This window comes from Frankia torreyi, assembly GCF_000948395.1.
Lineage (GTDB): Bacteria > Actinomycetota > Actinomycetes > Frankiales > Frankiaceae > Frankia > Frankia torreyi.
This window is the reverse complement of the sequence record NZ_JYFN01000051.1, coordinates 27,200-47,522: the sequence shown is the minus strand read 5'-3', so window position 1 is coordinate 47,522 and position 20,323 is coordinate 27,200. Positions and strand designations below refer to the sequence as shown.

General features: G+C 71.8%; 19 protein-coding genes and 2 pseudogenes. 10 read left to right on the top strand and 11 right to left on the bottom strand.

Going from position 1 to position 20,323, the window contains the following annotated elements; genetic code table 11:
- Positions 1-225: 225 nt before the first annotated feature.
- A complete protein-coding gene (gene dctA / locus FF36_RS24050) occupies positions 226-1,677 on the top strand; it encodes a C4-dicarboxylate transporter DctA (RefSeq protein ID WP_044887430.1) in 1,452 nt (483 codons plus the stop codon).
- An 18-nt stretch (positions 1,678-1,695) separates the two neighbouring features.
- Here the strand turns inward: dctA and FF36_RS24045 are convergent, their stop codons facing one another.
- On the bottom strand, positions 1,696-2,610 hold the full coding sequence (locus FF36_RS24045; protein WP_370657227.1) for an SAM-dependent methyltransferase: 915 nt from the start codon (positions 2,608-2,610) through the stop codon (positions 1,696-1,698).
- Positions 2,611-2,615: 5 nt separating this feature from the next.
- Positions 2,616-3,689, bottom strand: a complete 1,074-nt coding sequence (locus tag FF36_RS24040) for a DMT family transporter (protein WP_242422796.1) — start codon at positions 3,687-3,689, stop codon at positions 2,616-2,618.
- A 152-nt stretch (positions 3,690-3,841) separates the two neighbouring features.
- Between FF36_RS24040 and FF36_RS24035 the strand changes: the two genes are divergently transcribed.
- The gene (locus tag FF36_RS24035; protein WP_044887429.1) at positions 3,842-4,747 is read left to right on the top strand and encodes a LysR family transcriptional regulator; all 906 of its coding nucleotides are present in this window, start codon (positions 3,842-3,844) and stop codon (positions 4,745-4,747) included.
- 362 nt (positions 4,748-5,109) lie between these two features.
- On the top strand, positions 5,110-5,370 hold the full coding sequence (locus tag FF36_RS24030) for a hypothetical protein (RefSeq protein WP_044887428.1): 261 nt from the start codon (positions 5,110-5,112) through the stop codon (positions 5,368-5,370).
- Between the two features lie 146 nt (positions 5,371-5,516).
- On the opposite strand, the gene FF36_RS24025 is transcribed toward FF36_RS24030, so the two are convergent.
- Complete coding sequence (locus FF36_RS24025) at positions 5,517-6,179, bottom strand: hypothetical protein (RefSeq protein ID WP_044887427.1); 663 nt, start codon at positions 6,177-6,179, stop codon at positions 5,517-5,519.
- 90 nt (positions 6,180-6,269) lie between these two features.
- On the opposite strand from FF36_RS24025, the gene FF36_RS24020 reads away from it, so the two are divergent.
- The gene (locus FF36_RS24020; protein WP_082122184.1) at positions 6,270-7,022 is read left to right on the top strand and encodes an NUDIX hydrolase; all 753 of its coding nucleotides are present in this window, start codon (positions 6,270-6,272) and stop codon (positions 7,020-7,022) included.
- Between the two features lie 67 nt (positions 7,023-7,089).
- On the opposite strand, the gene FF36_RS24015 is transcribed toward FF36_RS24020, so the two are convergent.
- Positions 7,090-7,572: an HIT family protein gene (locus FF36_RS24015; RefSeq protein WP_044887426.1), complete on the bottom strand. Its 483-nt coding sequence runs from the start codon at positions 7,570-7,572 to the stop codon at positions 7,090-7,092.
- Positions 7,573-7,752: 180 nt separating this feature from the next.
- Between FF36_RS24015 and FF36_RS24010 the strand changes: the two genes are divergently transcribed.
- Complete coding sequence (locus tag FF36_RS24010; protein WP_236706535.1) at positions 7,753-8,049, top strand: hypothetical protein; 297 nt, start codon at positions 7,753-7,755, stop codon at positions 8,047-8,049.
- Positions 8,050-8,131: 82 nt separating this feature from the next.
- Here the strand turns inward: FF36_RS24010 and efeB are convergent, their stop codons facing one another.
- The 3 genes from efeB to efeU form a co-directional block, all read right to left on the bottom strand.
- Complete coding sequence (gene efeB, locus FF36_RS24005; RefSeq protein ID WP_044887425.1) at positions 8,132-9,388, bottom strand: iron uptake transporter deferrochelatase/peroxidase subunit; 1,257 nt, start codon at positions 9,386-9,388, stop codon at positions 8,132-8,134.
- A gap of 159 nt (positions 9,389-9,547) precedes the next feature.
- Entirely contained in the window at positions 9,548-10,708 is a 1,161-nt protein-coding gene (gene efeO, locus FF36_RS24000) for an iron uptake system protein EfeO (RefSeq protein WP_044887424.1), read from the bottom strand.
- Positions 10,709-10,807: 99 nt separating this feature from the next.
- Entirely contained in the window at positions 10,808-11,698 is an 891-nt protein-coding gene (gene efeU / locus FF36_RS23995; RefSeq protein WP_044887423.1) for an iron uptake transporter permease EfeU, read from the bottom strand.
- Between the two features lie 1,068 nt (positions 11,699-12,766).
- On the opposite strand from efeU, the pseudogene FF36_RS38870 reads away from it, so the two are divergent.
- Together FF36_RS38870 and FF36_RS23990 are read left to right on the top strand one after the other, a co-directional pair.
- Positions 12,767-13,117, top strand: a pseudogene (locus FF36_RS38870) (NUDIX domain-containing protein); the annotation flags it as partial.
- Position 13,118: 1 nt separating this feature from the next.
- On the top strand, positions 13,119-13,543 hold a 425-nt coding region (locus FF36_RS23990; protein WP_242422794.1), incomplete at its 5' end, for an NUDIX hydrolase.
- 74 nt (positions 13,544-13,617) lie between these two features.
- On the opposite strand, the gene mtnC is transcribed toward FF36_RS23990, so the two are convergent.
- Both mtnC and FF36_RS23980 read right to left on the bottom strand, forming a co-directional pair.
- Positions 13,618-14,328 (bottom strand): acireductone synthase, encoded by a 711-nt coding sequence (gene mtnC / locus FF36_RS23985; RefSeq protein ID WP_044887422.1) that lies wholly within the window; start codon positions 14,326-14,328, stop codon positions 13,618-13,620.
- Positions 14,325-14,975 (bottom strand): 1,2-dihydroxy-3-keto-5-methylthiopentene dioxygenase, encoded by a 651-nt coding sequence (locus tag FF36_RS23980; protein ID WP_044887421.1) that lies wholly within the window; start codon positions 14,973-14,975, stop codon positions 14,325-14,327. Before FF36_RS23980 ends, mtnC begins: the two co-directional genes overlap by 4 nt.
- 120 nt (positions 14,976-15,095) lie before the next feature.
- Between FF36_RS23980 and mtnA the strand changes: the two genes are divergently transcribed.
- A complete protein-coding gene (gene mtnA, locus FF36_RS23975; RefSeq protein WP_044887436.1) occupies positions 15,096-16,124 on the top strand; it encodes an S-methyl-5-thioribose-1-phosphate isomerase in 1,029 nt (342 codons plus the stop codon).
- Between the two features lie 28 nt (positions 16,125-16,152).
- Here the strand turns inward: mtnA and FF36_RS23970 are convergent, their stop codons facing one another.
- On the bottom strand, positions 16,153-16,944 hold the full coding sequence (locus FF36_RS23970; RefSeq protein WP_236706536.1) for a class II aldolase/adducin family protein: 792 nt from the start codon (positions 16,942-16,944) through the stop codon (positions 16,153-16,155).
- Between the two features lie 151 nt (positions 16,945-17,095).
- On the opposite strand from FF36_RS23970, the gene FF36_RS23965 reads away from it, so the two are divergent.
- The gene (locus FF36_RS23965; RefSeq protein WP_044887420.1) at positions 17,096-17,872 is read left to right on the top strand and encodes an aquaporin; all 777 of its coding nucleotides are present in this window, start codon (positions 17,096-17,098) and stop codon (positions 17,870-17,872) included.
- A gap of 17 nt (positions 17,873-17,889) precedes the next feature.
- Here FF36_RS23965 and FF36_RS23960 read toward each other — a convergent pair whose 3' ends face one another.
- Positions 17,890-19,218: an aminotransferase-like domain-containing protein gene (locus FF36_RS23960; protein WP_044887419.1), complete on the bottom strand. Its 1,329-nt coding sequence runs from the start codon at positions 19,216-19,218 to the stop codon at positions 17,890-17,892.
- Positions 19,219-19,476: 258 nt separating this feature from the next.
- On the opposite strand from FF36_RS23960, the pseudogene FF36_RS33260 reads away from it, so the two are divergent.
- Positions 19,477-20,315 (top strand): annotated as a pseudogene (locus FF36_RS33260) (nitrilase-related carbon-nitrogen hydrolase); the annotation flags it as partial.
- Positions 20,316-20,323: the final 8 nt, after the last annotated feature.

The following is a 20,323-nucleotide window of genomic DNA, read 5'->3' as shown; positions in this document are numbered from 1 at the left end:
CCGGTCCACCAACCGGTCCTCGGGCTTCTCCTTCACCTGACCGCGTCTCGGCACCCCTCGAACCTACACGATCAGAACCTAAGTTCCTGGTATTGAGCACGGGCACCATGGTGCCGTGTCTGGAGAATATGAGCAGAACCGTGACACGAGGTCCGGTGCTGAGCAGTGTGGTCGCGAACATCGACACCACCGGGAAAGGTTTTCCCGCCCGGCGAGGAGGCCTAGATGACCGCGCCCGCTCCACCGGCCCCGCGGGTCCGCCGTCCGTGGTACCGCCAGTTGTACGTGTGGGTCCTCGCCGGTATCGCCGCGGGCATCGTCGTGGGTCAGCTCGCCCCGGATTTCGCGGTCCGCCTCCAGCCGCTGGGCACGACCTTCGTCGACGCCATCAAAATGGTCATCGCGCCCATCGTGTTCTGCACCGTCGTCGGTGGCATCGCGCAGGTCGACAACCTGCGCAAGGTGGGCCGCGTCGGCCTGAAGTCCATCGTCTACTTCGAGGCCGTCACCAGCCTCGCGCTCCTGCTCGGCCTGGTCGTGATGAACGTGTTCCGACCCGGCGACGGGGTGCACGCCAACCCTGCCGCCCTCGCCGTCAACGACACCGTCGGCGGCTACATCAAGCAGGGCAGGAGCGAGGGCTGGGGCCACTACCTGTCCGACATCGTGCCGGGCAGCGTGGTCGGCGCCTTCGCCGACGGCGACATCCTGCAGGTGCTGTTCTTCGCGGTGTTGTTCGGGATCGCCCTGAACCTCATCGGGTCCGCCGGCACCGGCATCGCGTCCGGGATCGAGCGGGTCGGTACCGCGATGTTCCAGGTGATGCGGATCATCATGTACGCGGCTCCCGTCGGCGCGTTCGGGGCCATGGCCTTCACCATCGGCAAGTACGGCGTCGACACCCTGACCAGCCTCGGCAAGCTCATCGGTATCTTCTATGGCACCTCGGTGTTCTTCGTCCTCGTCATTCTGGGCGCGATCGCCGCCGCCGTCGGCGTCAACATTCTGCGGCTGCTGCGCTACATCCGCGAGGAACTGTTGATCGTCCTGGGCACCTCCTCCTCGGAGCCGGTGCTTCCCCAGCTCATGCGCAAGCTCGAAGCGCTCGGCGCCCCCCGACAGGTCGTCGGGCTGACCGTGCCCACCGGATACTCGTTCAATCTCGACGGCACCTGCATCTACCTGACCCTCTCCGCCCTTTACCTCGCCCAGGCCGTCGACGCCGACCTGTCGATCGGCCAACAGCTCGCCATCGTCGGTGTGCTCCTGCTGACCTCGAAGGGCGCCGCGGGCGTCACCGGTTCCGGATTCATCGTCCTCGCCGCCACCCTCTCCACGGTCGACACGATTCCGGTGGCCGCCATCATGCTCATCTTCGGCATCGACAAATTCATGTCCGAATGCCGGGCACTGACGAACGTCTGCGGGAACACTCTCGCCACCCTCGTCGTGGCCCGCTGGGAAGGCGTCCTCGACACCGAACGCATGCGCCAGGTCCTCGCCCACGGCTCCACCGAACCGCCCGCCCTCGTCGAATCGCCCACCCTCGTCAAGGCACCTCGAGACGTTGCCGACCGTCCGGGGGCGGGCCACCCATCCGCCGACCCGGATGACGCGGAACTGACGGAGGCGGCCGCGATCCCCGTGCCCCTGACCAGGCAGGAACCCGGGAACTGAGGTAAGCCCGGAGCCCAGCTAGCGCTTGACGGCGACGCCGCCGTAGCCGGCGACCTGGACGTCGGTCAGGTCCGCCGCGCTGCCGTCGGGACGCCAGCGGTGCACGATCTGCACGCCGGGGTCGATCAGGTCCAGGCCGGCGAACAGCCCCTCGACCTCCGCACGGCTCCGTAGCTGCAGCGGGATGCCCTGCCGGTGGTAGGTGTCCATGAGCCGCGACGCGGCGGGGGGATCGAAGTCGGCGGACAGGTGGGTGAGGACGAGGTGGCTGCCGGGCGCCAGGGCATCGAGGAGCCGGCGCAGGATGCCGTGCGGATCGTCGGTGTCCGGGATGAACGGGAAGATCGAGATCAGGGACAGGGCGACCGGGCGGGACAGGTCGAGCGTCTCGCGCAGCTCCGGGGCGTCCAGAATGCGCTCGGTGTCGTGCAGGTCGGCGTCGATGTAGGCGGTCCGCCCCGCCGGGGTGCCGGTGAGCAGGGCCCGGGCGTGGGTCAGGACGATCGGGTCGTTGTCGGCGTAGACGACCCGGGCGTCGGGCGCGATGCTCTGCGCGGCCTCGTGCAGGTTCGGGCTGGTGGGGATGCCCGTACCGATGTCGAGGAACTGACGGATCCCGACCTCGCCGGCCAGGTACCGGGTCGCCCGAATCATGAACTCCCGGTTCTGGCGGGCGGCGATGCGCGCGTTCGGGAACACCGACAGGGCCTGCTCGGCGGCCTCCCGGTCGGCGGGGAAGTTGTCCTTCCCGCCCAGGTAGTAGTCGTACATCCGGGCCGAGTGCGGCTGGTCGGTCTTCAGCGCCACCGGGACGTGCTCGTCCGCGAGGGACTTCCACCACTGCCCGTCCGTCGTGGCCCGGTCCGTCGTGGCCCGGTCCGTCGGCTGCTCGCCAACCGGGTCGGGTAGATCCGCGCTCGACACCACAACCAGCCCCCTCACCTTTTGCGACGATCCCTCCCGAATGATCCTAATGGGCGTCTGTGCGCTGCGTGCCAACGTGGTGCGAAGGAGTGACCGTGTCCGCGAACGCGGTCGCCGCGGCCGCCGGTCACCGCAGCAGGACCGAGGGCGGACGAGCCGTTCGCGGTCGGGTCTGCGGTCGCCGCGGCGGCGACCCCGCGTTGGGACAGGGCGGCGCCGGTGAGGATCACCACCGTGCCGGCCGGCTCGTTCCACGTCAGGCTTTCGCCGAGGAGCAGGACCCCGGCCAGCGTCGACACGACGGGGACGACGTAGGTGACCGTCGCCGCGACCGTCGCGCCCGCGTCCCGGACGAGCCCGTACTGGAGCAGGAACGCCCCACCCGTGCCGAGGACGCCGAGAACCAGCACCGCGAGCAGCGATCGCGTGGGGAAGCGGGTCGGGAGGTCCGAGAAGGCGGCGGTAACGACCACGAGTTCCACAGCCCCGGCGGCAAGCTGACCGGTCGAGAGCGCCAGGCTCGAACACCCCGAACCGGTCAGGAAACGCCGCACGTACACCCAGCCGACGCCCATGCTCGTCGCCGCGGCCAGGGCCAGGGCCATTCCGGTGATGCTCTGTCCCGCCGTACCATCCCAGACGCCGAGCACGACCAGGACGCCGAGAAAGCCGATCAGCAGGCCGGCGAGTTGACGTCGGACGGGCCGCTCACCCGGGAGGGCGACGAGCGAGGCGAGCGTCGTGAACAGCGGCGTGGTCGCGTTGCAGATCCCGGTGAGTGCCGAGGGGATCCGCTGCGCGGCGAAGGCGAACAGGGCGAACGAGGCCGCGTTGAGGAACATCGCCGCCACCGCGAGGTGCGCCCACAGCCCGAGCCCGCGTGGCAGCCGGTCGCGTCTGAGCACGAGGGTGGCGGTGAGGGCGGCCGCCCCGAAGGCGACCCGGCCGAACGCGACCTGCAGGGCGGGAAATCCCTGCGTGCCTACCTTGACGAGGAGAAAGCTGAGTCCCCAGATCGTCGCCAGCAGTCCGAACCGCATCCGCCAGCCGACCCTGGGCAGTGCTCGGCCGGCGACGTGCGAGGACAAGGGCTTTTCGTCGGCCTGGCCACGACTCCCGGCGGCCGGGAGCGACGCCTGCGGGCTATGACGGAATGGTGGCGGCATCGGCCCATCATTGGCGCGCCCCGGCGGAGAGAACAAGGTAAACCTACTAATGAGCACCGCGTAGCATTGCTTATATGTTGAACCTGGAACGATTGCGGGTCCTGTGCCTGGTCGCCAGGTACGGATCGGTCGGCGCAGCCGCGGACATGCTTCATGTCACCACCTCGTCGGTTTCCCAGCAGATCGCGAAGCTGGAGCGGGAGACGGGCACTGACCTGCTGCTCCGCCACGGCAGGGGAGTCCGGCTCACAGCTGCGGCGACCCTGCTGGTGGACCACGCCGAGCGCATCCTGTCGATGATGAGCGAGGCGGAGGCGCACCTTCACGCGCAGCTCGGCAAGGTGGTCGGCACGCTGACTGTCGGCGCGTTCCCGACCGCGGCCCGCGGATTGTTGCCGGCCGCGCTGCGCCTGCTGGGAGAGGGGCATCCCAGCCTTGTTGTCCGGGTCGAGGAGATGGACTTCCAGAGTCCCCTCGTGCGGGTCGGTCGGGGTGAGCTGGACCTGGGCCTGGTGCAGGACTGGGAAAACGCACCGATGACCCTGCCGGACGGACTCCACCGCGCCACGCTCATGGCGGACGTCGCGGAGGTGGCGCTGCCCGCCGACCATCCGCTCGCCGGGCCCGGCCGGGACTGGATCGCCGTCGACGAGGTGCTCGGCGAGCGCTGGATCAGCCGGACCGTGGGTTCCACCTGCCACGACTGGCTTATCCACACGCTGCGGGCCCACGATGCCCAGCCCCGGATCGAGCACACTGTGATCGAGTACTCGACCCAGCTCGCGATGGTCGCCGCGGGCATGGGGCTTGCGATGGTGCCTCGGCTCGGTCAGGGTCCGGTGCCGGCCGGGGTCCGCGTGCTCCCGCTGCGCCCGGTCCTGGGCAGGAGCATCTACGCCGTCTGGCGCGCCGACAACGCGGGTCGCCCGGCGGTGCGGCACGCGGTCGCGGCGCTGCGGGCCGCGGCACAGTCCGCGTGACGGGTCTGGTGGCACCGGGAGGTGAACGGATCTTCCCGTACGACACCGTCTCTTCCTGGATAGCCGTGCCGACGGGGCAATACGGGCATAATGGGTTCTGGTAACTCGGTACGGTATTTTGCCGTACCTGGGTGTTGTCACCAGGTTCCGGGATCGTTACGCTTCCCCTGCGCCGGTTCGAGATGCGCCTTTTCGGGCAGCCGGCTGAATCACGGGGGTTCACTTTCTGCGTCGGTGCGATGGGCCGCCGACCGTTGTGGGCTGTCTCGCGGGACGGGCCCGGCTGGTTGTTCTGTTCTCTTTCGCCGGTCGGATTCTTGCATGGGCCGAGATGCGGCCGTGCGGACAGGAAAGGTGGAAAAATGTCCCTTTACCACACCGAAATCCAGTGGGGCGGTCCGGGCGCGGACTGGCACAAGGACAGCGATCTGCAGATCGTCATCAGCAACCGGAACGGCGTCGTGCCCCAGTCGGGCCGGCCCGCCACCGGGACCCAGGTGTCCTGGTCGGGCCCGCAGGGGAACGGAAGCGTGACCTTCTTCAACGACGGCGTCTCGTTCCAGGGCACGGCCCAGTTCCCGAACGAGGGCCCGGTGGGCTACCGCGGAACGGCCGCATCGTAGGCGGCTCCATGGTGTGACAGCCGGTCGCGGTACGTGTGACCGCGGCCGGTTGCACGCATGTCGTTGTGCCATCGGACCGGCGCTGCTGCCAAGACCGCGGCGCAGGCGCAGGTCACCGCGATCACCTGGGGCACGACCTGAAGACGTTAGGCGGGCGCCGGGTCGGCGTCGACCGCCGGACCCGACGGCCACAGCTCGATCGCCCGCTCCACGGCGCTGCGGATGAGCGTGCCGTCGACGGTCAGCGTGGACTCGGCCAGGCCCCGGGCCGCCAGCGAGGTCGTGAAGGTGACCGGACCGGGCGGCGGCAGCGGTCGCAGCCAGTAGCGCAGCCGGGTCCGGCCCGGGACGCTCGAGGAGCCGCCGAAGGTGAGCGTCGCAACGGGCGTCGGGCCGGTCGCGTCCGGGCCGAGACCCGGGGGCAGCTCGAGGGGCGAATCCGGGCCGGTCGTCTCGGTACCGTCGGCAAAACGTACCCGCAGGGGCACCCGCACCGGGGCCCCGTGCAGCCAACCACGGTTCGGCGACAGCTCGGCCTCGCCGGGATCCCCCCGCCGCAACAGCACCTCGACGGACACCGCGACACCGTCCGCGCAGGCGGCCAGCCCGGCGAGCACGACGACGGTGTCGGCCGTCCGACCGATGACCGCCGTGACCGGGACGACGCCCGGAACCACGTTCTCCGGAGGGCCGTCCGCCCCGGCCTCGGCGGCCCAGGCCTGGAAGGCCGAGAACGGCTCGTCCGCAAAGGAGCTCACCCCCCGAGGATCGCCGATCATCGCGATGGACACGCCGAAATCGGCACGCATCGCCGGAAACCTCGACGCCGCCCGCCCGACGCGTCGACGTTCCCGCGGGCCGGGCCCCGTCGGGGCCCGGCCGGAGGAGAGGATCAGGCCATGACCGAGGACGCCGCACCGCCGCACCCCGCGCCCGCGGGGCCCGTCCAGTCCGAGCCACCCGCCCGGTCCGAGCCGCCTGCCCAGCCAGAGCCGCCTGCCCAGCCAGAGTCGTCCTGGCAGCAGGTGGGGGCGCGCAATCCCGAGTGGCTGCCGTGGGTGCGTGAGCTGCACTCCATCGCCCAGGCCGGGCTCGCCTACTCCCAGGACCCGTACGACCTCGAACGGTTCTCCCAGCTCCGGCGGCTCAGCTACGAGATCGCGGCCCACTGCACCGTCGTCACCGTCGAGGCTGCGGAGGGCCTTTTCGGCGGTGAGGTCGGCTACCAGACGCCGAAGGTCGACGTGCGCGGGGTGCTGTTCGACGGCGACCGGATCCTGCTCGTCCGCGAGAAGGAGGATGGCGGCTGGTCGCTGCCCGGCGGCTGGGCCGACGTCGGCCTCACCCCGGCCGAGGTCGTCGTCAAGGAGATCTTCGAGGAGGCCGGGCTGCGCGCCGAGCCGGAGCGCCTGCTCGCCGTCCTCGACAAGCGCCGCCACGCCCACCCGCCGTACCCGAACGACACCTACAAGATCTTCATCCGATGCCGGGTGGTCGGCGGGAGCCTCGGTGGCGGGCTGGAGACCTCCGAGGTCGGCTGGTTCCCGCGCGACGCCCTGCCGCCGCTGTCCGAGAAGCGCAACACCACCGGCCAGCTAGCCATGATGTTCGGCTACCTGGACGACCCCACCGCCCCGGCCGTCGTCGACTGAGCCGGCTCCGGGTATCCCCGGCATCCGGGTATCCCGGCATCCGGGCTGTACCAGTAGCCGGGAGGCGTCAGGGCGCGGCGCCGAGCGCTGCGGTGAGCCTGGTGGCAAGGTCGTCCATCACCGCCGGCGGCACCCATTCGGCCTCCGGACGGCGCAGGAACGTGAAGACGTCCGGGCCCTGGGCCGCGGCGGGCAGATCCGCGGCGCGCGGCACGACGTGGATGTGCAGATGCTCGAACCCGGCGGCTTCCGAGAACGCGGCCACGTAGGTCTTCACGCAGCCGGTCACCTCGACCAGCGCCCGGCTCAGCCGCCAGGTCAGGACCCCGAGCTCGGCGGCCTCGGCCTCGGTGAGCTCCGCCGGGGAGGTGACGTGCCGCCGGCTGACCAGGACCAGCCACCCCGGCAGCGCCGTGCGGATCGCGTGCGCCGCCCGCCAGCCCGTCCCGATCAGCACCCGCTCCCGCGGCGGCAGCCCGGCCAGCGCCGCGTTGCCCGCACACGAATAGCAGTCATTCTCTCCCACGGCCGACGCCACGCTGATGCCCATCGCCGCCCCGCCTTCCCAGCGAAGAATGCTTCACGCCTCGCCTGATGATGCGTTTCGATCCGCGTATTCAGCATCGAACACCCAGGTATCGCATGCGCCTCCACGTGCAGGTTCTGCCACGCACCGCCACAACGATGCGACGCGGAAGGAGGTTGTTGCCGGTCCCCACAGGATAAGATCATGCGCCTGGCGGGGATCGATGAACGCGCACAGGCTCAGGTGCTGGTCGATCGACTGCTCGAGCAGCCGGATGATGCTGCCGACCGGGTCGTTGCGGTCCTGCATGCGCATGCAGCCGCGCTCGCCTGGGTGCGGGACTCTGTGGGCCTCTACCCGGCGTCCCCGGAGATCGCGGCTGTGCTCAATGATCTTGCCGGGCAACTGCGCGACGTGGGCGACGAGCGTGATCCGGTCGCCGTTCTCGGTCAGGCTGCTGTTGATGCGCCCGCTGCGTACCGGGCCGCCGCAGCCGCGTGAGCGGCTACATCCTCGGTGCTCTTATCCGGCGGTCGGCGCACAGCGACAGCAAGGGGCGGACGTTGAGTAGGAACGGGCGGCGTCAGGCGGTGAACAGGCTGCTGGCCCAGAAGTCCTTGGGGTCGCGGACGCCGGGCGGGATCGCGAACACGGCGCTGCTGGTGTGGACGATGTACTCGTTGAGCGCGTCCGACGCGGCGAGCCGGCGCTGGATCGGGAGGAACCCGGTGCGGGGGTCGCGCTGGAAGGCGATGAAGAACAGGCCCGCGTCGAGCTGCCCGGTCTCCTGGTTGACGCCGTCGGTGTAGGAGTAGCCGCGGCGCAGGATCGTCGCGCCGCCGTTGGTCGACGCGGCCGCGAGCCGGATGTGGGCGTCCGCGGGGATGACCGGCTCGCCGTCGGCCCCCTTGGCGGTCAGCGGGACCGGGTCGAACTCCTCGGCCGCCCCCAGCGGCGCGCCGCTCGCCTTCGTCCGCCCGAACACCTGCTCCTGGTCCAGGAGGAAGTCGCGGTCCCAGGACTCCAGCAGCATCCGGATGCGGCGGGTGACGACGTAGGTGCCGCCGCGCATCCACGCCTGGTCGCCGTCCGCGCCGACCCAGACATGCTTGTCCAGCGACGCGGTGTCCTCGCGCTTGACGTTGTTCGTGCCGTCCTTGAAGCCCATCAGGTTCCGCGGCGTGTCCTGGCCGCTGCTGGTCGTGCTGGTCCGGCCGAAGCCGAGCTGGAACCAGCGCAGCACGGCGGTGCCCTGGGCGAGGCGGCGCAGGTTGCGCACGGCGTGGAAGGCGACCTGCGGGTCGTCGGCGCAGGCCTGGACGCACAGGTCGCCGCGGCTGCGTAGCGGGTCGAGGTTGTCGCCGGGCAGCGGCGGGATGTCGGCGAGCGCCGCGGGCCTGCGCCCGGCCAGGCCGAAGCGTCCGTCGAACAGGCTCGGCCCGACTCCGAAGGTGATGGTCAGGTTGCCGGCGGTCAGCCCGATCGCCTCGCCGGTGTCCCGCGGCGGCGAGTGCGGCGCGGCGGCGTCGTCGGCGACGGCCTGCCCGGCGGCCATCCGGGCGGCGGCCGCGGTCCATCCGACGAGCAGCTCGCGTAGCTGGTCCCGGCTCACCCCGGCGGAGACGTCGAAGGCGGCGAAGGCGAGCCGGTCCTGGGCGTCGGTGGTGATCCCGGCCTGCTGCGCGCCGTGGAACGGCACGACGCCCCGGGGCGCTGCGGCGGTCGCGGACGACGAGTCGTCCGAACAGCCCGCGGCGGTGGCCGCGACCACGCCTGCCCCGGCAAGGCCCGCGGCGCCGAACAGCGCCCGCCGGCGCGACAACGCGACTTGCTCGGCCATGTCGATACCCCTTCTCCCGTGGGTCAGGGGGTTCTCCCACGGGCCGAGGGGTCAGGCTTCCGCCCGCCCCCCGACCCCTCTGACCTGGTCGTTCGCGGTGCACGGCCGCCCGCGCACCGCCCTGCCTGTTCTGCGGCCCGGCTCTCGCCGGGGCGCGGCCTAGCTGACGACGACGCCGGCGACCTGGGACAGCGGCTCGGCCAGCGCGTCGACCGCCTGGGACAGTCCGCGGCGCTGGTCCTGCGTCACCTTGTCGTAGCTGACGTAGCCGGTGCCCTCCTTGTACGGGGCCAGCGCCTTGTCCATCGCGGTGAAGCGGGTGCGCACGGTGCTGGCGAGCTTCGGGTCGAGCGACTTCAGCGCCGGCTCCAGCAGCGTGAACGCCTTGTTCGCACCCTCGACGTTGCCCTGGATGTCGACGAGGTCGAGCTTGCTGTACCGCTCCTCCTCGCCGGTGATCTTCGTCTTGCCGACCTCGTCGAGCAGCGTGGTGGCGCCGTTGGCGATCTGCGCCGGCTGGAAGGTCGTCTTCGCCACGAGCGTGTTGAGCTTGCCGACGTCGGTGTTGAGCTTGTCGGCGATCGGCCCGGTGCCCGCCAGCGAACGGTCGGCGAAGATCGCCTTCTCCAGTCGGTGGAAGCCGGTCCAGCTCGCGGCGTCGGGGGCGTCGTCGATGCGCGCGTCGATCGCGGGGTCGAGGTCCCCGAACGATTCGGCGACCGGCTCGATCCGCTCGTAGGCCAGCCGCGGCGCGGCGTAGAGCGTGGCCGCCCGGTCGAGGTCGCCGGCCTTCACCGCGGTCACGAGCGCACCGGTCGAGGTGACCAGGTCCGCGACCTGCTGGCGGACGTAGGTGGCGTAGCCGGTGGTCGCGGTGGTCAGCGCCGTGGTGACCTCGGCGCTGTGGGTCGCGGCGGGGGCCGAGCCGGCGGCCTGGGTGACGGTGAAGTCGACCTTCTCCGTGTCCGCGCCGGGGCAGTAGAGCTGGTACTTGCCGGCCTTCACATTCAGCGAGAACGTCCCGGACAGGCCGGGGGTGATGTTCTCCTTCTCGCCGATGATGGTGTCGCCGTCGACCAGCTCGGCCTCGGTGACGGCATCCGCGCCCTTGTTGACCACCTTGAATATGGTCGGGCCCGACGGAATCGTCGACACGTCCGGCGTACACGCCTTCGAGGTGATCGTGACGTTGACCGTCTGTTTCGCCCCGGCGGCGGCGCCCGAGCCCCCGGAACTGCCCGAGTCACTTCCCCCGCAGGCGACGGCGCCCGTCGCGATCACAACGGCGATGGCGCTATACGCGACAGGTGCGCGGCGCACGTGTGCCCCCACTCTTCTCTCTTCCGGATCAGTGAAATGGATATGCATGGCGACTGGTCCCATGTGACGGCAGGGACCTGACCGGCGGCCCGGGGGCGGTCACTGGGCCGCGGGCGCCGGGTCGGTGGCCGGCGCGCCCGTGGCGTCCCGCTCCGCGGTGGTCGTGGGCCGAGGGGCGGCGGGCGGGCGGCGACGGGCCGGCCAGGCGACGTACGCGGTCAGCGGCACCAGGTACACGAGCCAGGCGATGACCTCGGCGACCACGGGTCGGGGCTGCAACCCCAGCACTCCGGTCAGCACGCTCGCCAGCGGCGTACCCGGGCGGACCAGCCACGACAGGTCGAACGTCCGCTGCTGGCCGATGTTGAGCCAGCCCGCCTCGTGCGCGGTATGCGCCGCGGTCGCCAGCAGGCCGGCCGCGATCAGCACGAGGACGAGGCCCGTCACGCGGAAGAAACGCGCCAGGTTGACGTGCACGCCGCCGCGGTAGATGCCGAAGCCGACCGCCACGGACACCAGCACGCCGAGCAGCGCGCCCCCGCCGGCGGTGCCCGGCGAGCTGCTCGCGTTGAACGCCGCGATGAGGAACACGGCCGTCTCGAATCCCTCGCGCAGCACGGCCAGGAAGGCCATGAACACCAGCGCCCGGGTCGAGCCGGTCTCCAGCGCCGACGCCGTGGCCGACTCCAGCGACCCCCGCAGGTCGCGGGAGTGACGCCGCATCCAGACCACCATGTAGGTCACCATGGCCACCGCGATGAGTCCGATGACCGTTTCGAGCCCCTCCTGCTTGCGCTGGGGCAGCTCGCGGTCCAGGACGTGCAGCGCGATGCCGATGCCCAGGCAGAGCAGCACCGCGAGCGAGACGCCGAGCCACACCTGGCGCAGGGCGTCCCGGCGGTCCCGCTGCCGGAGGAAGGCCGCGACGATGCCGACGATCAGCGACGCCTCAAGGCCCTCCCGAAGGCCGATCACAAACGTGGGAAGCAAACCCTGCCTCCGTCTCTGTTCGCCCGCGACTTCCCGGCCTTGCGGATGTGCGGCCCGTCACCTGCGGTTAACCTCAGCTAAGTTAGGGCAACCTAACGGCGTTGGCAAGAGAACCGTGACGGACGGGGCGGGCCGGGGCATCGCGGCCGCCGGGTGGGCCCGCCGCGCCCGCCACCTGCCCGAACGACGGTCACGCCCCGCCGCGGGCGTCGCCGGTCCGCCACCAGCCGACCACTCCGCCGGGCGAGGTGGGGTCGCCCGTCCACCCTGCGCGTCAGGCAGTCACCAATGGTGTGCGGATGAACCGTCACGGTGGCTTTTCGGGCCGCTTTCCGGCTCCGCGGTTGCTCGGGCGGACGGATCCTGCGCGTTCGCCGGAAAAGTGACTCGTTCCCGAGCAACCTTCACTAACCCGACCGAAAAAGGGGAAATGGCGACTGATCGGTCGGGATGACAGGAATCACACCGCTCCGGCGGCCGGTGCCCAGCGACGGGGCTGCCCGTTACTCACGGTGGTCGACCTGGAGGCGTGCGGGGTCTCTACGGTGGCCGAACGGTTGCGGCCGCATCGGTCTGCGACCGGGGGCGATGTCGACGGTCGGCCGGGACGGTCCCGGATGTCCCTGCTGTGCAGCTTCGTGCGTGCATCCGCATCTACGGATCAAGATGCGTTCTGGCACACGTAGATGCGTTTATTTTTAGCAGAATGCTCCGCTTTTGCGGATCCGTAATCTTCGTTTTCGGGTGGGGTGTGAGGATCCTGGGCGGACTGCGCCGTTCATCGCGGTCCGGTCGGAAGGTGGCATCCTTCCGTATCGTCGACACTGCCCGCCTTAGTTGGCACAACAGCTCGTCCCGGATGCTCGGGTCGCCGCAGATGTCAACGAAATGAACGCGGGATCTCGTGGATTATGCTCGCCTGGAAGTTCATGCTTCCGGCGCGTGGTCTTCCCCGAGGTCGCCGCGAATCGCTGGCGAGGCCGGCCATTTCGTGGTCGGGTATCGGTGATGCGGCTGCGCAGGCGGTCCGCTTCGTGGCTGCCGGCCTGATCGTCAGTCCTGCGCCAGATGGGGACGGACATGAATGAAGATCGTGAGAGTTCCAGTATGACGGACGGAAGCGGATCTTATAACGGAGCGCATTTCGTCGGACGCGAACAGCGCTCGCCGGAGGGGGCGGCAGACTATGTGGTGGACGGTGGAGTGCCCACCGTGACCCGATCGGCCTCCAGTGGCGAGATCCCGCCGATGGCGCGGCCCTATGTAGCCGCCGGCGCCCTGTTCTTCGACGACGACGGCCGAGTCATGCTCGTCGAGCCGTCCTACAAGCCCGGGTGGGACATTCCGGGCGGTTTTGTCGAGCCCGGAGAATCTCCGTACTCCGCCTGCGTGCGTGAGGTGGAGGAGGAACTCGGCATCNCCCCGCCGATCGGCGAGCTCCTCGCGGTCGACTGGGCCCCGCGTCCCAAGGACGGCTGGCTGGAGGGGGAGATGCTGCTGTTCGTCTTCGACGGCGGCCTGCTGCCCGCCGCCTGGCGCGAGCGCATCCGGCTCGACATGGATGAGCTCGTCAACTTCGCCTTCGTGCCGGTGGACGAGGTCGACCGGCTGCTCCCGCCGTTGCACGCCCGCCGGGTCGCCGCGGCCGCCCGCCTGCGGCGCACCCCGCACCGGGCCGGCTACCTGGAGCACGGCGAGCAGATTCCCGTCCAGACCCTGGCGCGTGGGACGGCTGGGCGTAGCGCGGTGCGCTGTCCTCCCGACCCCGCGCCCGGTCCCGAGCTCGCCGACTGGCCGGCCGATCTCGGTGCGCTGTCCGTCAACACCCGGGAGAGCCACGGCTGACCGATCCGTGGGCTCGGCCCGATCCGTGGGCTCGGCCCGCTCTGCGCCCGCGGCGAGTCGGGGTCGGCGGCGAGTCAGGCTGGGTCGATGGCCAACTCGGCAAACGACGCGACGCAGTGATGAGTGCCGGCGACGTGGTGCGGCTCGTCGGGCCGCAGGACAGCGACGGTGGCGAACCCGGCGGCCCCCGCGGCGTCGAGTTCGGCGGACACGTCGGACAGGAACACCGCGCGCGGCGGCGTCACGGCGAGCTCGGCGGCGATCCGGCGGTAGGCGGCCGGATCGCGTTTGGGCCCGGCGCTGTCGATGTCGAAGTATCCGTCGAACAGGCTGGTCAGATCGCCCGCCGGGGTCGCGGCGAACCAGGCCCGCTGGGCGCGGGCCGAACCCGACGAAAACACCGCCAGCCGGACCCCCGCCGCGTGCCAGCGCCGCAACGCGGGGGCGACATCGTCGAACAGCTCACCGTCGAGCTCCCCGGCCGCGAAACCCGCTGCCCAGATCAGCCCCTGCAGCGCCTTCAACGGCGCCACCTTGCGGTCATCGTCGCTCCACCGGGCGAGCGCGGCGACGACCCGCTCCACCGGCGCGTCGGCCTCACCGAGCAGCGACCGTGCCTCGGTGACGATCCGGCGCACCTCGGGATCATCACCGTGCTCGCGGACCCACGGCCCCAGCCGCGCCCGGGCATACGGAAACAGGGTGCCCAGCACGGCGGCGGTGGGACTGGTCGTCCCCTCGATGTCGAGCAGGGCGAGCCCGGCGCTCAGGCGCGGCGGGTTCACGAGGCTGCGGCCGGCCCTTCGGTGGCCGGCGCTCCGGTGGCCGGCGCTTCCGCCGCCGGCTGGGCGGCGCTCGCGGCCCGCCGGGCGAGGGCGTCGAAATCAGGAATCCGGGTGGCGATGTCGCTGCCGGTGAACGCGCCGACCCAGCCGTCCTCGGCGCGGAAGAACCGGACGGCGGCGAAATCCGGATCGACGCCCATGTCGAACCAGTGGGTCGTGCCCTTCGGCACGCTGATCAGATCGCCGGCCTCGCAGCGCACCGCCTGCACCCGATCGTCGACGTGTAGGTAGAACACGCCGCTGCCGGCGGCGAAGAACCGGATCTCGTCGTCGTCGTGGGTGTGCTCGGCGAGAAAACGCTCCCGCGCGGCGGCCGCCACCTCGCGCCAGTCGGCCGCCGCGGTCGGGTGCAGGGCGGCGACGTCGACGAGGACGAATCCCTCGGCGGCGGTCAGCGTGTCAATCCGCGAGCGGTAGGCGGCGAGGATTTCCTCGGTTCCGGCGCCGGCCGGCAGCCCGGGGGCCAACGGCCACCGCTCGAAACGCACGGATATTCCGGTCAATACCGCCGCGATCCGCGCGGGATCGGCGGTTTCTTCGAGAAGGCGCGGCCGGGTATCGGCCGTCCACGTCGTGAGATAGGTCATCGCCCGTCAATGTTCCGCCGGGCCGGGATGCGGGTCAAGGCCGGTGTCCGGTGCCGCCGACCGGGTGTATCCCGGTCGTTTCGCCGGGCGCGACCCACGGTCATCGGTTACGGTCCGATCATGGTAGATGCCGGCGACCCCGAGCCGCGGCCGCTGGTCTGGACGGGCACCTCGCTGCGCCTGCTCGACCAGACCGCGTTGCCCGAGACGCTGGTCCACCTGGAGGTGGACGACCCGGACGAGCTGGTCGCCGCGATCCGCCGGCTGGCCGTGCGCGGGGCACCCGCGCTCGGGGTCGCCGGGGCGTTCGGCGTCGTGCTCGCGCTGCGTAACGCCGAGCGTGACGGCTGGGCACCCGGGCGGCTCGACGCGGCGCTGCGCCGTTTGCGGGCCGCCCGGCCGACCGCGCTGGCGCTCGCCGCCGGCGTCGACGCGGCCGCCCGGCGCATCCCCGACGGCCTGCCGGCGGTGCTGGCGGTGGCCGAGCGGCTGGCCGCCGAGGACGAGGCCGCCAACCGGGCGATCGGTCGGCACGGCGCCGACGGCGTGCTCGCCCGCACGACCCGGCGCCCCCTGCGGGTGTTGACGCACTGCAACACCGGCTCGCTCGCCACCGCCGGATGGGGGACCGCGCTCGGCGTCATCCGCGAGCTGCACGCCCGCGGCGCCGTCGAGGTCGTCCACGTCGACGAGACGCGGCCGCTGCTGCAGGGCAGCCGGTTGACCGCCTGGGAGCTCGCCCGGGCCGGCATCGACTGCCGGATCCAGGCCGACGGCGCCGCCGCGGGCGCGATCCTGCGCGGCCTCGTCGACGTCGCGCTGGTCGGCGCGGACCGGATCGCCGCCAACGGGGACGTCGCGAACAAGGTCGGCACGGTCGGGATCGCGCTCGCCTGCGCCTACGCGGACATCCCGTTCGTCGTCGCCGCGTCGCGCTCGACGATCGACCCGGACACCCCGTCGGGGACGGACATCCCGATCGAGGAGCGCGACGGCGCGGAGGTACTCACGCTGGCCGGCCACCCGATCGCGCCGCCGGGCGTCCGCGGCTTCAATCCCGCGTTCGACGTCACCCCCGCCCACCTGGTCAGCCTCCTCGTCACCGAGGACGGCGCGAGGCCCGGCGGCCCGCTCCCCACGGTCACCTGACCGTCCGCTCCGCCGGATGGTCTCGGCGTCACCCGACCGTCCGCTCCGCGCTGCGCACGGCCCACTCGCACAGCCACTCCACCGCTTCGGCCCGGTGCCGGGCGGCGACCAGGTCGGTGCCCCAGACGTACATCCCGTGCCGGGCGACGAGGACCGCGGGCGTCGCCGGGTCCCACGCCGCGCTCACCCGCCCGGCGAGCACGGTCATGTCCTGGCTGTTCGCGACGACCGGCAGCCGGACCGGATCGCCGTCGGCGGCGCGGCCGAGCGCCTTGAGCATCTCGTGGTCGCGCAGGGTCAGCCCGGCCGGGAACCGGTCGGCGGCCAGCACCGAGGCGACCGTGTGCAGGTGGACGACCGCACCGGCCCCGGTCAGCGCGATCAGCCGGGCATGCAGGACGGCCTCCGCCGACGGCCGCCGCAGCGGGCCGCCCGCCGCTCGCGACCTGCCCGCACCCGGCGGCTGCGCCAGCTCGGTCGGCACCCCGCTGGTCGGCGCCCCGCTGGTCGGCAGCCGTCCCGTCGGTACCCCGGCGCCGTCCAGCTCGACGACGTCGGTCGCGGCGAGGGCACCCTTGTCCAGGCCGCTCGCGGTGACGAGGATCCGCACGGGATCCGTCCCGACGACCACCGAGAGGTTGCCGGAGGTCGCCCGCATCCAGCCGAGCCGCGCGTAGCGCGCCGCCTCCCCGGCGAGCGCGGCGCCCGGTTCGAGCCCACCGCCGCCGTTGCCGCCGTCATCCCTGAAGCTGTCGTCGCCGGGCGCCGCCGGTGCCGTGGCCATGCCCATGGCGCGAGTATGGGCGCGCGGCGGGCCCATCGCGGCACATCCGGCCCGGCCACCGATGGCTCACACATGATCATCTGGCGGGGTTGAGGACCCTGTGAAACGATTCATGCGCTTGGAGTAACTAGGTGGACGTGTCCTCCGGCCGCGGCCGGGGCGGTCCCGGCGGCGGAGGGGGTGCCGTGTGCGCAGGTATCTGGTCGAAGGTCTCGGAACGTTCGTGCTGGTCCTCGGCGGGGTGGGGACGGCCGTGCTGGCCCGCGACGCCGTGGGCGTGCTCGGGGTCGCGCTGGCGTTCGGGCTTGCGCTGCTCGTGTTGGTGTACGTGATCGGGCCGATCTCCGGCTGCCACGTGAACCCGGCGGTGACCCTCGGGCTGCTGCTGTGCCGGAAGATCGAGCCGAGGCACGCGCTCGGCTACGTGGCGGCGCAGTGCGTGGGCGCGATCGTCGCCGCGGGCACGGTCTGGCTGCTCGCCGACGCGGGGCCGTTCGGGTACTCGCCCGGCCTGCAGGGGCTCGGCGCCAACGGCTACGGCGTGCACTCGCCGGGCGGCTACGGTCTCGGCGGCGTCTTCCTCGTCGAGATCCTGCTCACCGCGCTGCTGGTGTTCACGGTGCTCGGCGCGACCGACGTCCGGGCCCCGTTCGGCTTCGCGGGACTCGCGATCGGGCTGGTCCTCGTCCTGTGCAACCTGATCAGTATCCCGCTCGACGGCACCTCGGTGAACCCGGCCCGCTCGCTGGGTCCGGCCGTCTTCGTTGGGGGCTGGGCGCTCGGGCAGTTGTGGTTGTTCATCGTGGCGCCGGCGATCGGCGCCGCCCTCGCCGCGGCCTCCTACCTCGGCCTGCGCCCGGGATCGCAGGTCAGCGCGTCCACCGCCGAGGCCGAGCTGCCGCAGGAGTCGCTGAGCCGGATCGCCCGGGAGACCGCCCGGCTCATCCGCGGCGGCGTCGAGTAGACCAGATCGGCGAGGGCTCAGCCCTGGGCGGCGTCGGCGAGCGCGTCGGCGGTCGCCTCGATGAGCTCGTCGGCGATGAGCCCGACGGTGACGCGCAGGTGGTCGCCGTCCAGCGGGGCCGCCTCGAACGGTGTGCCGGGCGCGGCCCCGATGCCGCGGGCGGCGAGCGCGACCAGGGCGACCTGTTCGTCGGCGACGTCGACCCACAGGTTGATGCCGTCCGCGCCGACCGCGTGAACCCCGCGCGCGGCGAGCGCGGCGAGCATCCGTTCCCGGCGCGCGGTGTAGCGGGCGCGGGCGGCGGCGAGCGTCCGCTCGGTCGCCGGGTCCGCCAACAGCTCGGCGAGGACGGCCTGCAGCAGCCGGCTCGACCACCCCGGGCCGAGCAGGCGGCGGGTGGCCACCGCCTCGACGGTGGCGGCGACCCCGCCGACGGCGGCCAGGCGCAGGTCCGGGCCGTGGCTCTTGGAGAAGCTGCGGATGTGCACGCAGGATGCCGGCAGGTGGCGGCCGAGGCTCACCGGCGCCGCGAGGGCCACGTCGCCGGCGTGGTCGTCCTCGATCACGGTCACCCCGGTGCCGGCGAGCAGCTCGGCGAGTTCGCGGGCGCGGTGCTCGGTCATGCTCACCCCGGTCGGGTTCTGCGCCCGCGGTTGCAGGTACAGCGCGACCGGGCGGGTGGTCAGGGCCTCGCGCACCGCGTCGGGACGCACCCCGGCGGCGTCCGACGGAAGCGCGACGACCTCCGCTCCGACCAGTTCCAGCAGGTCGAGCAGCGGCGGGAAGCAGGGGTTCTCCACCAGCACCCGGCTGCCGTAGCCGACGAGCGAGCCGGTCACCCGGTCGAGGGCGTCCATGGCCCCGTCGACCACCGTGATCGCCTCGGGAGAGAACGGCCAGCGGGCCCGTAGTGCCTTCTCCAGTTCGGGCAGCACGGGGTCGTCGAGGTAGCTGGTGGTCAGGTTGCCGCGGGCGATCCGGGCCAGCGCGGGGGCGAGGTCGGGCAGCAGCGCCGGGTCGGGCGTTCCGGTGGAGTAGTCCCGCCCGATCCGGCCGGGACTGCGGGTCACCCGCCGGTAGCGCCGCGCCCCGCCGACGGTGGGCGCGGCGCTCTCCAGCACGAAGGTCCCGGCCCGCCCGCGCGGCACGATGACCCCGGCGCGCGCCAGCGTGCGCCAGGCCTGGCTCACCGTGGTCGGGCTCGTCCCGAGGATCGCAGCCAGTTCCCGCACGGTGGGCAGCCGGGCCCCGCCGGGCAGGCTCCCCGCGGAGACCAGCCGGCTCACCGCCCCGGCGATGCCCCGCGCGGAGCGGTCGTCCACCGCGGCGGCGATCAGTTCGAGCATGGCGTTCGTCCCCTGCCTGTAACAAATGGTAACAACAGGACAATTGTCCGGGTTGAAGTGTGACAGTAGTCTGCGGTCAAGCAAAACCGATCCTCCGGCGTGCGCGGACCGGCGGCGGGGTAAGGCGAATGGCGCCGGACCGGCCCGCGGCGGTGCGCCGAACCGGTGCACGGCGGATCTGACACGACAAATTTCTACGGCAGACCGTCGGGCGAACACGCAGCGGCCCGGCCGGCCGGCGACAGGGGTGGTGCAGGCATGTCCAGGGTGATTCGAGCCGCTCTCGTCCAGGCCCGCTGGACCGGCGACAAGGAAACGATGATCAAGGCGCACGAGGAGTACGCCCGCTCCGCCGCCGCCGCCGGGGCGAAGGCGATCTGTTTCCAGGAGCTGTTCTACGGCCCGTACTTCTGCCAGGTGCAGGACCCCGCCTACTACGCCTACGCCGAGTCGATTCCCGGGCCGACGACCGAGCGTTTCCAGGCGTTGGCCGCGGAGCTCGGCCTGGTCATGGTGCTGCCGATGTACGAGCAGGAGCAGCCCGGCGTGCTGTACAACACCGCGGCCGTCCTCGACGCCGACGGCCGCTATCTCGGCAAGTACCGCAAGACCCACATTCCACACGTGACCGGGTTCTGGGAGAAGTTCTACTTCCGGCCAGGAAACCTGGGATTCCCGGTCTTCGACACCGCGATCGGGCGGGTCGGCGTCTACATCTGCTACGACCGGCACTTCCCCGAGGGCTGGCGGGCGCTCGGCCTCAACGGCGCCGAGATCGTGTTCAACCCATCGGCGACGTCGCGTGGCCTGTCGAACTATCTGTGGAAACTGGAGCAGCCGGCCGCGGCGGTCGCCAACGAGTACTTCATCGGCGCCATCAACCGGGTCGGGATCGAGGACCTCGGCGAGGACGACTTCTACGGCACGTCCTATTTCGTCGACCCCGAGGGCGCGTTCGTCGACGGCACCGGCGACGCGCACGAGCCCGAGCTGATGGTCCGCGACCTCGACCTGGACCTGCTGGCCGAGGTGCGCAACCGCTGGGCCTTCTACCGGGACCGCCGGCCGGACGCCTACGGCGACCTCACCGCCCCCTGNCCCCNCC